At 55.9% G+C, this 11584-nt stretch carries 8 protein-coding genes; 7 read left to right on the top strand and 1 reads right to left on the bottom strand.

The window, feature by feature from the left end; translation table 11 throughout:
• The first annotated feature begins 231 nt into the window (after positions 1-231).
• The 4 genes from LOC70_RS22105 to LOC70_RS22090 all read left to right on the top strand — a co-directional run bounded on the left by LOC70_RS22105 (position 232) and on the right by LOC70_RS22090 (position 3419).
• Positions 232-1047 carry an L-dopachrome tautomerase-related protein gene (locus LOC70_RS22105; RefSeq protein WP_315857293.1) on the top strand — a complete coding sequence of 272 codons (816 nt, stop codon included), beginning with the start codon at positions 232-234 and terminating at the stop codon, positions 1045-1047.
• Between the two features lie 106 nt (positions 1048-1153).
• Complete coding sequence (locus LOC70_RS22100) at positions 1154-2164, top strand: zinc-binding alcohol dehydrogenase family protein (protein ID WP_230256138.1); 1011 nt, start codon at positions 1154-1156, stop codon at positions 2162-2164.
• Between the two features lie 36 nt (positions 2165-2200).
• A complete protein-coding gene (locus tag LOC70_RS22095) occupies positions 2201-2977 on the top strand; it encodes a glycine betaine ABC transporter substrate-binding protein (protein WP_230256137.1) in 777 nt (258 codons plus the stop codon).
• 298 nt (positions 2978-3275) lie between these two features.
• A complete protein-coding gene (locus tag LOC70_RS22090) occupies positions 3276-3419 on the top strand; it encodes a hypothetical protein (RefSeq protein WP_230256136.1) in 144 nt (47 codons plus the stop codon).
• Between the two features lie 208 nt (positions 3420-3627).
• Here the strand turns inward: LOC70_RS22090 and LOC70_RS22085 are convergent, their stop codons facing one another.
• Complete coding sequence (locus LOC70_RS22085) at positions 3628-4401, bottom strand: hypothetical protein (RefSeq protein ID WP_230256135.1); 774 nt, start codon at positions 4399-4401, stop codon at positions 3628-3630.
• Between the two features lie 475 nt (positions 4402-4876).
• Here LOC70_RS22085 and LOC70_RS22080 point away from each other — a divergent pair, with 475 nt between their 5' ends.
• The 3 genes from LOC70_RS22080 to LOC70_RS22070 are packed head-to-tail and all read left to right on the top strand — an operon-like array spanning position 4877 to position 11577.
• Entirely contained in the window at positions 4877-6253 is a 1377-nt protein-coding gene (locus LOC70_RS22080; RefSeq protein WP_230256134.1) for a DUF1501 domain-containing protein, read from the top strand.
• Positions 6250-8793, top strand: a complete 2544-nt coding sequence (locus tag LOC70_RS22075) for a DUF1553 domain-containing protein (RefSeq protein WP_230256133.1) — start codon at positions 6250-6252, stop codon at positions 8791-8793. The genes LOC70_RS22080 and LOC70_RS22075 overlap by 4 nt, the downstream gene beginning before the upstream one ends.
• Positions 8794-11577, top strand: coding sequence for a c-type cytochrome domain-containing protein (locus tag LOC70_RS22070; RefSeq protein ID WP_230256132.1), 2784 nt, complete (start codon positions 8794-8796; stop codon positions 11575-11577).
• Positions 11578-11584: the final 7 nt, after the last annotated feature.

The following is an 11584-nucleotide window of genomic DNA, read 5'->3' as shown; positions in this document are numbered from 1 at the left end:
TTTTCGGTTGCCATCGGTCATCGCACACTCCGTTGCTTCGAGGAGCTCAAAGTATCGCGTTTATCAGGCTTTCAGCAAATACCAGTTTCCGGATAGGCTCTTAGCCACCATCCGTTCTTCAAGCCGGAAATTCGTGTCGCAACGTATGATGCTGACGAGAAGGTCGTCTCGCCATTTCCCAACAAGAGATGGAACACACCGCGCAAGGAGAACGACTGGTATCTCGATGATGTGCTGGGCATTCGCAACGATGACCAGGGAGTTGTCTGGATGCTGGACATGGGGACGAGAAACAACATCACTCCGAAACTGGTCGGTTGGAACACGACGTCGAATGAGCTTCACCGAATTTACTATATCCCCGCACCAGCAAGTCGGCCGACTTCGCAACTGAATGACTTCGTGATCGACCCAAGGCGCGAGCTTGCGGTGATCGCAGACGAAGGGATCGGCCGTGGTGGTGACGGATCGAAAGCCGCTCTCGTTGTCGTCGACTTAAGAACCGGAGCCACTCGCCGATTGCTTGAAGGCCGCTCGATGACGCAGCCCGACAAGGATTCGCCGATCATGATCGACGGCGAAAGAGTTCCTGTGCTGGTTGGCTGTGACGGGATCACTTTGGATGCGAACAGCGAGTGGCTTTACTTCGCTCCCTTGTGCGGGAAGAAGCTTTATCGGGTGCCGATGAAAGCGATCGCCGACGAGACTTTGTCGCAAGACGAATTGGCGACGGCGTTAGAAACGTACAGTCCCAAGGTCAACAACGGTGGGCTCTCGATCGACACCGCTGGCAATGTCTACTCGACCAACGTGGAAAGCCGCAGCATCGGCGTGGTCTCTGCCAGCGATCGACGATACACGCAGCTCGCATTCGACGATCGCATGCAATGGCCGGACGGCATCAGCTTCAATCACGACGGCTTCATGTACGTGTCTGCCGCTCAGGTGCATCTTGGAGCGTCGTTCAACGGTGGAAAAGACAAGACATCGAAACCGTTTTTCATCTTCCGCTTCAAGCCGCTGGCGTCCGGTCTGATCGGCCGTTGAGACAACGGGAGAAACAACGTTTGCCTGCGGGGTTAGGTTTCAAGCAATTTGAGTTGCTCGAATGGTCCGTTGATTCGAGTTTTCGACGTTCAAAAGGAACAAACAAATGAAAGCGATTGGATACAAGAAGGCTGGACCAATTGATGCGCAGAACGCCTTGATCGAATTCGAGGCTGACACTCCAAAGCTGCGTCCGCATGATTTGCTCGTTGAGGTTCGCGGTATTTCGGTGAACCCAGTTGATGTGAAGGTCCGCGCCGGGCAATCGCCCGAGAGTGGCACGAAAATCATTGGCTACGACGCTGCCGGTGTTGTCCACCAAGTGGGAAGCGAAGTCTCCAAGTTCAACGTTGGTGATGAAGTCTTTTATGCCGGAGACATCACCCGTCCTGGCACAAACGCAGAACTGCATGCCGTTGATGAGCGGATCGTTGGCAAAAAACCGAAGTCGCTTGGCTTCGCCGAAGCCGCAGGCATTCCGCTTACATCGATCACGGCTTGGGAGCTGCTTTTCGATTCGCTTGGCGTCGAAGAAGGCGGCGGCAATGGCGAGAGCCTTCTGATCATCGGCGGCGCAGGCGGAGTGGGCTCGATCCTGACCCAGCTTGCCAACAAATTGACGCAGCTCACCGTCGTCGCAACGGCGTCACGTCCTGAAACGATCGCATGGGTCGAGAAAATGGGGGCCGACCATGTCATCAATCACCGTGAATCTCTGGTGGAGCAACTGAAGTCGCTCGACATCCAGCCTCGCTATGTTGCCGCGCTGACGGGAACCGAGGGCCATTTTTCAGCGATCATTGAGCTGGTCAAACCACGCGGTCACGTCGCTTTCATCGACGACCCGGAGACTCTGGACATCAAGTCTGGCAAGCCGAAAGCACTCAGCTTTAGCTGGGAGTTCATGTTTGCCCGTTCGATGTTCGAGACAGACGACATCGACCAGCAGCACAAGCTTTTGAACCGTGTCTCGGAGTTTCTGGACGACGGCACGCTCCTCTCGACGGTCAATCGAAATTTCGGCGAACTCAGTGTGTCAACTCTCACGCAGGCCCATAGGGAACAGGAAAGCGGCCGAGCAATCGGAAAGAATGTGCTCGATGGGTTCACAAACTAACTCACCACTTTTCACAAAACGAAAAGGGTTACGAAAATGACGCGGCATATCACGCTTGGCATCACCGATCTTTCGTTTCATCGAGTCGCGGGATCGTTGACGGCGCATGTTCTGCATGGCATGGGAATCGAAGTCGAACGGATTTACTCCCCACACGAAGCCAACTTTCAAAAGTTAAAAGCAGGTGAGACGCAGATGCTGGCGTCGGCTTGGCTACCGTCCAGCCATGGCGATTACAAAGCGGACGTCGAAGATACCGTTCCGCTTCGAGTTCTCGGTCTGCACTACGAACCGCATGCACTCTGGGGAGTCCCCGACTACGTTCCCGAATCCGCGGTTGCCGAAGTCGCTGACCTGCTCAAGCCCGGCGTGTCCGACAAAATGAAGCGTGATATTCAGGGTATCAATCCGGGGGCGGGCATCACTCGGTTCTCCATTGCGATGATGAGCGAATACGGATTGAACAATGCGGGATACCGGTTCCACACGGGCAGTGAAGCGGACTGCTTCACCGCCTTTGAGCATGCGGTCGAGAACGGTGAATGGGTCGTCGTCCCGCTATGGACGCCGCAGTTCCTGCACTTCAAACACAAGATTCGAGAGCTGAGGGAGCCAAAGCGTTTGCTGGGTGTGGTCGACAAAGCGGTTCTGCTTTTGCGCGATGACCAGTCGACTCTTTTCACGGAAGACGAATTAAAAACGCTCGACAGCCTGCGTTGGTCCAACGAGATCATCGCCGAGTTGGACTACCAAGTCTGCCGAGAGAACCAGCGGCTTGATGAAGTCACAAAAAATTGGCTTGATGCGCAGTAGAAAGTGAGGATGCCTTCCCATACCCATCTTCGCATCGAGAAAGAAATGAGGTGTGGACGAGAAAAAAGTTGCCGGAAAATGCTATGCCCCGGAGCATCCCGAAGGGATCGTTAGCCATTCGCCGTGCGTTGAGTGTAGCGACACCCACGGTTGCTCTAGCCAACGAACTGTTGCCCCTGGATGGGGTCGAGTCCGCCTCTTTCGATTCCATTCCCGTGGTGTTCGCTACGCTCGTCCACTGGCTAATCGCTCTCAACGCCTCCGGCGTAAAGAAGTGGTAGCCATCATTGCATCAACGATGCTGGTTCTCAGACCCATCGATTCGCGAGAAGGCGCCTGTGCACCCAAACTTGTGGACAAGTTAAAGACGCAAGACGAGCCTCCCGTTCCCCTTTGTCGCTTTCCCTTCATCGACGTGTTGGAAGACACCGGCGGGCGGTGAATCTTTGGCTGGGTCCTATTCCCTAGGTAAGCTCACCGTTTTCATTTGAGTTCCCAACACTTGCACTTTTCCGACGGTCGATTCGATTGTCGTTTGATCCTCTTCGAAGCGAATTCCAACGAGCGTGTGTTCATCGTTCGACAGTATCTCTGGACGTTGAAATCCGAAATGAAGTTCGGGATGGTCTGAATTGTCCAGTTCGATACGGTTACGGCCAAGGGTCGGGGACCACGCCCTTCAGTGCTCGATCGAGCGCAGCTTGAAACGACTGGTCGTCGTAAAGTTTCCGCGCTGACGCGGCGATCTTTTCGGCCTCTTCTTTGCGGTCGTTGACAACCAAGAGGGCCACGAGAGTTGTCGAATCATTTACAAAAGACTCGTTGGCATAGTCCATGTGCCGCTCGCCAAATTGCGGGTTTGCGGCCAATTCTTTGTCCACCCGATAGCCCTCGCAAATTCTGTCGAAGTCTTTTTCTGGAGAAAGGTACTTGCCGATCAACTTGTAAGCCTTACCTCGGATCAATGAAGACTCCGCCAACGAGAAAACCCTCTCCGCCGCTTTTGGCTTCTCCTTGTCCAAGGTTTCAAAGACCTTCATCGTTGATGTCTGTTCCCCCAATTGTGCGTTGATGGATTCCATGTCGTGAAACGATTGGTGAACGTTTTTGCCGGCCAAAGCTTCCAAGCGAGCCGCGTCCCGAACTTCCTTCAGCTTTTTCAAAGCGGGTGGATATTGTTGTGCCAGATCGTGCCAATACGCCAATGCAAATGACAACCGCACTCCATACATCGCAGGCTCCACTTCGAGCGCGTGTTCGTGGAACCAGACATGTTTAGCAAGGGCGTCCTCGTAGCGTTTGCTACGCGCGTCGGCATGTGCCTCTTGAAGGATCGTGTGCGGATCAGGCGACTCGGGAGGGGTCCAGTCGTCGGCATTCAATGTGGCCGCCGCGAGCAAGACCAACAGCATCGCATATCGCATTCTTGTTTCCTTCCGCCCAAGTTCATGGATGAGTTCCGCTTCGGTCGCCAACGCAAATCGGATGGTAGGTGTACCACCCGTTCGCGTCAAGAAATTGAAGAGGTGACGTGGCCGTCAATGAATCTGGCTGCTGCCCGATTTGTGTCTCCGCCTCGGCAACGAATGACGATCGCGCAGTGATACCCTGCTGGAGATAGAGGTCGAAACACACACTCCCGATCGCCGCTTATTGGCGAACTTGCGTCCACCGAGTCGGTTACAATGGACGCGGCACGCCCCTTGGTCACAGGTGCGTTCCCCTGCCCCTCGCCAATGCCCACCTGACACGTCTCGCACTCGAGCATGATGAGTCGCCGAATTCGGTTGCTCACCCGCAGCATGACGAGGCCAACATTCCACCAGACGTTCAGCCAAACGTTCGGCGGTGAACAACCTGGTTCTCTGCCAACCGAAGGTCGCTTTCCCGGAGCCCGCCATGTTGAATTTGACATCTCGAGCCAAGACCCACACCTGCAACGGCACGACCAGGCGAGACTTCTTGCAGGTGGGAGCCTTGGGAGCGATCGGATTTGGGTTGCCGCAGTTGTTGGCGGCGGAAGCGGCGGGTGCCGCCGGACAAAACTCGGACAAGAAATCATGCATCATGATTTTCAATCTGGGTGCTCCCAGCCAAATGGATACGTTCGATCCCAAGCCCAACGCTCCGGCGGAAGTTCGCGGGCCGTTTCAAACGATCTCGACACGCGGCGATTTTGAGCTGACCGAGATCCTGCCTCGGCATGCTGAGATCGCTGACAAATTTTCCATCGTTCGTTCTTGCTATCACACCGCCGCCGCGGTGCATGATGCAGGATGGCAGATGTTGCAAACCGGTCGTCAATTCACGGGCGGCGTGAACTACCCGCACGCGGGTGCTGTGGTGGAATACTTGCGAGGACGTCGGACTGACTTGCCGGCGCACGTTGTGTTGCCACAAACCATGGGACGCGGTGGAGGCAATCTGCCCAACGGACAGGCCGGTGGCTTTCTGGGCAAAGCTTACGACCCATTCGCCTTGATGGCCGACCCGAGCCAACCCAACTTCAAGGTCCCTGACTTGCTGCCACCGGACTCGCTTCCGGATGTCCGGATCGATCGCCGTCGTCGCATGCGTGACTCGATTGAAAGTCACATGAACCGATTCGAGTCCACGGAATCGGCCAAGTTGTTCGACGCGAATTTTGAGGCGGCTTACCGTTTGATGAACAGTCCCGACGCAAGGTTGGCGTTTGACCTCAGCCAAGAGCCAACGACGGTTCGCGAACGTTATGGCATGAACCGTTTTGGCCAATGTTGTTTGTTGGCTCGACGATTGATCGAAGCCGGCGTGCGGTTTGTAACAGTGAACACGTTCTTGACCGTCTTCAACGAAATCACATGGGACATCCATGGCAGCAAGCCATTCACCACGATCGAAGGCATGAAGAACATCGTCGCACCGATGTATGACCAAGCCTACTCGGCGTTGATTTCGGACTTGGATCAGCGAGGGTTGTTGGAGGACACGATGGTTTGCGGATTGGCCGAGTTTGGACGCACACCCAAAGTGAATCCCGCCGGCGGTCGTGACCACTGGCCGCAATGCTTCTCGTGCACGTTTGCGGGGGGCGGCGTCGTGGGTGGCCGCGCGATCGGAAAATCGGACCCCATCGGTGGCGTCCCCGCGGACCGGCCCACCAACCCCGGCGAAATCATCGCGACGATCTTCAAAGCCATGGACTTGGATTTGCATGCGGAACTGCCCGGCCCCGGTGGCCGACCGTTCCCGTTGGTGGACTTTGGCGTTCGTGAGATCAAGGAGTTGTTCGCATGAGAATTTCCAACATGCTGTTGTTGCTGACCACCATCGCCATCGGTCCAAGCTTGTTTGGGCAAGTGTCGGTGTCGTACGCGAAAGACGCGGTCGACTCGACGGAAACACAGGTTGTCTTGTTGCCACGTATCGTGCACTTGCAACACACGGACGATTTGCAACAACTCACGTTGGTGCAGAAAGCCGACTCCGACCAGTCGTCCAGCGACGACAACATCACGCACTTCGGTCGTGAAATGGCCGATGTCACGTTCACTTCCTCCGATCCTGCCATCGCCAAGATGGTCGGCAACACCGTCCATTCGGTTTCGGATGGAACCGTCACCATCACCGCGACTCACGAAAACGGCACGTCGACCACGCAGGTTCGTGTCACCGGCACGAGCGATGACCATGCGTGGAGCTTTCGCAACGACGTGCAAAGCGTTTTGGCCAAACAAGGGTGCAACATGGGTGCGTGTCACGGTGCCTTGGCGGGAAAAGGCGGATTCGTGTTATCGCTGCGTGGCTACGACAGTCCCGCCGACCATTTTGCTATCACCCAAGAAGCTCGCGGCCGACGCATTGAGCTGGCCGATCCGGGTCGCAGTTTGCTGCTGGCCAAACCTACCGGAGCCTTGCCGCACAAGGGTGGACTGCGATTGGACGTTCATTCACGTGACTACGAGGTGCTTTCTCAATGGATCGCACAAGGTGCCGCGTCACCGTCGGATGACGATCCGACGATCCAGCACATCAGCGTGACTCCTGAGCAGACGTTGCTGAGGCCTGGTGATCATTCGCAAATTTTGGTCACGGCCCATTACGACGACGGGTCGACGCGTGATGTCACACACTGGTCTCAGTTTTCCGCAACCGACGAGTCCGTTGCGGGAGTCGACCAGGACGGACGGGTGACCATCAATGGCAGCGGACAAGCCGCGGTGTTGGTGTGGTACGCGAGCAAAGTGACGCTGGCCCGAATGACGGTCCCGTTCGACAACGAAGCCACCGACATTCGCTTCACCGAAGCCCCTCGTCGCAACTTCATCGACGAACTGAACCTGCAACAGCTTCAAACACTTCGTTTGCCGCCGTCCCCCCGCTGCGACGATGCGACGTTCCTGCGGCGGGCAACCGTCGACACCATCGGGCGATTGCCAACAGAAGAAGAACGCAAACAATTCATTGATTGGTCGGAACACGAACGCCGCGATTTGTTGATCGACCAACTGTTGGCTTCGGAATCCTTCACGGATTATTGGACCTACAAATGGTCGGATGTGCTGGTGATCAATGGAAACAAACTGCGTCCCATCGCGGTCAAGTCCTACTACGACTGGTTGCACGATCGCGTCCGTGTCAATCAACCCTGGGACCAACTGGTTCGTGAGATCCTGACTTCCACGGGCAGCAGCGACACCAACGGCGCAACCAATTTCTTCGCCGTCAACCAGACTCCCGAGGACATGACGGAAAGTGCATGCCAATCATTTTTGGGTCTCTCGATTGGTTGTGCCAAATGCCACAATCACCCGCTCGAAAAATGGACGAATGACCAGTACTACGCCATGGCCAATCTGTTCTCTCGCGTGAGAGCAAAGGGATGGGGCGGTGACAGCCGCAACGGGGACGGCCGACGTGAATTGTATGTGGCGACCACGGGCGAGCTGGTCCAGCCGAACCGCGGCAAGCCTCAACCTCCGACTCCTTTGGACGGTGTCCCGATGTCGTTCGACGACGCCACGGACCGACGGATCGTCCTGGCGGACTGGTTGACCAGTCCTGACAACCCATACTTTGCACGATCGATCACCAACCGCGTTTGGGCGAACTACTTTGGACGTGGGTTGGTCGAGGAAGTCGATGATCTACGGCTCAGCAATCCGGCCAGCAACGAAGCCTTGCTGCAAGCATCGGCGGAACATCTGATCGACTCTAGGTTCGATTTGAAATCGTTGATGCGGACGATTCTGCAAAGCGAAACATACCAACGAAGCAGCGTTGCTTTGCCGGAAAACCAAGCGGATCCGAAATACCTCAGCCACTACGCTCCGCGTCGCTTGATGGCGGAGGTCCTGCTGGATTCAATCGATCAAGTTCTCGGGACATCCACTTCGTTCACCGAGATCGCGTTCTCGGGCGCCGACAAGCAAAAAACGGACTTTTACGAAGCCGGCACACGAGCGATCGAACTGTACGACTCAGCCGTGGATTCGTATTTCCTGAAGACGTTTGGACGCAACCCACGCGAAATTGTTTGCGAGTGCGAACGGGACGCGGAACCTTCGATGGTTCAAGTGCTGCATCTTTCCAATGGCGAAACGCTGAACCCAAAATTGAGCGACGAATCCAGTTTGCCTTCGCGGGCGGTCAAAGAAGGATGGTCTCGCCAAGAGTACTTGGACAGACTGTTTTTAAGCGCCCTGTCACGGCGGCCAACCAAGTCAGAACGTGAATCCTTGTTTGCCGTCATGGACGAGTACGAAGACCAAAGCACCGCGATGCAAGATGTCGCGTGGAGCGTTTTGACCAGCGTCGAGTTCACCTACAACCACTAAATGATGATGAATCGAATTTGGATTGCGTTGACGGCGTTCACGCTGGTGATGAGTACCGTGCCCGCACATGCGGTTGATTACGCGACGGACATCGTGCCGCTGTTGGAAAAGTACTGCGTCGGTTGTCATTCGGCGGACGATGCCCAAGGTGGGTTTGCAATGGATTCGCACGAAGCTTTGCTTCGCGGCGGCGATTCAGGCCTCGCCATCACCGCGGGTGTTGCATCCAGCAGCCGACTGTATTCGCTGGCGTCGGGTGCCATGGAACCCGTGATGCCACCGGATGACATGGAAGGCATGACGCCCGATGAACTCGAAGTGTTGGCGGAATGGATCCAGGATGGTGCCAAGGGTCCCGATGGCGAAATGCCAAACAAGCGAGAATTACAGACACCACAAATCGCACCGAAGTCCAGCGCTCGTTTGCCTATCACCGCAATCGCTCAGTCATCGGATGGACGCTATCAAGCACACGCGAAATTTGGGTCGATCGAATTGCTCGATCGCGAAAGCGGTCTTTCGCGAATCATTGAGACGGAAACGGGCAAGATCAATTCGTTGTGCTTCGACTCGTCAGGCGAACGATTGGTCATCGCAACGGGACTGACCGGTGGCTATGGCCAAGCCATCGTGTATTCGGTAGCGCAAGGTCAGCGTTTGCTGGAGCTACTCGAGCACGACGATGTGCTGTATGCCGCCGAATTTTCACCGGACGGAAAGAGAATTGCGACGGCGGGATACGATCATCGCATCCTCTTATGGGACGCCGAGTCTGGCGAAATGCTCCGCGAGCTGAGTGGGCACAACGGTGCGATCTACGACTTGGCATTCGCGCCCGATGGCAAACACTTGGTTTCGGCGTGTGCCGATGAAACCGCGAAAGTGTGGGAGGTTGCATCCGGTGACCGCCTGGACACGCTCAGTCAACCCGAGGGCGAAGTGTTTTGCGTCGACTTCACCCCCGACAATCAATTCATCTTGGCCGGAAGTGCCGACAATCGGTTGCGAGTCTGGCGTTTCATCTCAAGGGAAAACGCCGAGATCAATCCATTGATCGAGACTCGATTTGTGGATGAATCGCCCATCCAACGCATGGCATTCACTCGCGACGGAGGTCAGCTCGTTTTGCTGTGCGAGTCGGGCAACGTGAAAGTCTTGAGGACTCGGGATTGGACGGTTGTGGGCACGAGTCGACCGTTCGAATCCGTCGCCACTGACTTGGTGGTCCATCCGGACGGCACTCAGGTTTCCGCTTCGCTCATGAGTGGATATATCGAACAGAGAAAACTGACGACGAGACGTTCCAGTCCGGTGGTCACTCGATCGGAGATCTCCTCGGTTTACCTGGACCTGGGCGATCCCATTTCCTTGAAAGAGGTTGACCTAGAATTCAACGACCAAATTGCCTCAGTGCCTCGCGGAGCCGAAATCACAGGATCAATCGACTCGAAACAGCAAGAGGACCGCTACCAATTCGAGGCGAATGAGGGGGAGGTTTGGATGATCGCGGCCCAGCGGACAGCGGGCGACTTGGATCCAAAGATTCGCATTCTTGACGAAGCCGGTTTGCCGTTGGTCCGCACTCGGTTGCAAGCCATCCGAGACACCTACTTCACATTCCGTGGAAAAGACAGCAAACAAACTGGCGATTTTCGTTTGTTCAATTGGCAAGAGATCGGCCTGAACCAATACCTGTATTCCAACGGCGAAGTCACTCGAACCTGGCGACACCCGCGCGGTCCCGATTCGGGATTCGACATGTATCCAGGTTCGGGTAACCGGCACACTTACTTTGGGACAACGCACACCACCCATGCATTGGGCGAACCCGCCTACATCGTCCGCGAATTGTCACCGGGCGAATCTCCCGAGCCCAACGGTTTACCAGTTTTCCATGTTGATTGGGAGAACGATGACGATCCTGGACGAATGCTCGGCAATGGCAGTCAGCTTCGCTTTGTTGCCCCGCATGATGGAAGGTTCACGGTTTGCGTGTCGGATACCCGCGGGCATTACGCGGATGACTACCAGTACAAGCTTCAGATCCGCCCGGCGGCTCCCTCGTTCACGGCCTCCATCGGAAAGATCACCCCTTCGATTCCAGCCGGTGCCGGCCGAAAGCTGGATCTCAATGTCAAACGGCTGGATGGGTTCCGAGGTCCCGTGACCTTTGACATTGGCGGACTCCCACCGGGATGGCATTCAAACTTTCCCGTGACGATTGAGCCGGATCAAACCTCCGCCGAAGCCGTGCTCTTTGTGCCTGAAGGACTGGCAAAGCCCGCTCAAGCACTGGAACGAACCATCACAGCCTCGGCGGAGATACTGCAGCGCCGCGTGGAACGTGTCGCGGGCAAAATCAACGGTCTGACCATCGGTGACAAACCGAGAGTCACTCCCATGATCCAACCCATCGATCGGGATGTTCCCCGCAATGAAGACTGGACGCTTCGCGTGCCTCGGGGAAAGACCGTTTCGGCACGTATCGTTCTACGACGAGGCAAAGACACCAAAGGCAACATCGACCAGTCCGAGATTCGGTTCGGCAAAGAAGGCAGCGGGCACAACGCGGCCCACGGCGTCTACGTCGACAACATTGGGCTGAGTGGTTTACTGGTGCTACCCAACGAGAACGAGCGTGAATTTTTTGTCACGGCAGATCCGGTGGCTGCGTTGGGCAAGCGTTCATTCTTCTTGGTTGCCGAACGAGATGGCGGCGTGGCCAGTTTCCCGATTACAATCGAAGTCACGGACTCTGATACTTTGACGGCGGACGCAAACTGAGCTCATC

The sequence above is a fragment of the Rhodopirellula halodulae genome (genome assembly GCF_020966775.1).
Taxonomy (GTDB): Bacteria; Planctomycetota; Planctomycetia; order Pirellulales; family Pirellulaceae; genus Rhodopirellula; species Rhodopirellula halodulae.
This window is presented reverse-complemented; position numbering and strand designations above follow the sequence as displayed.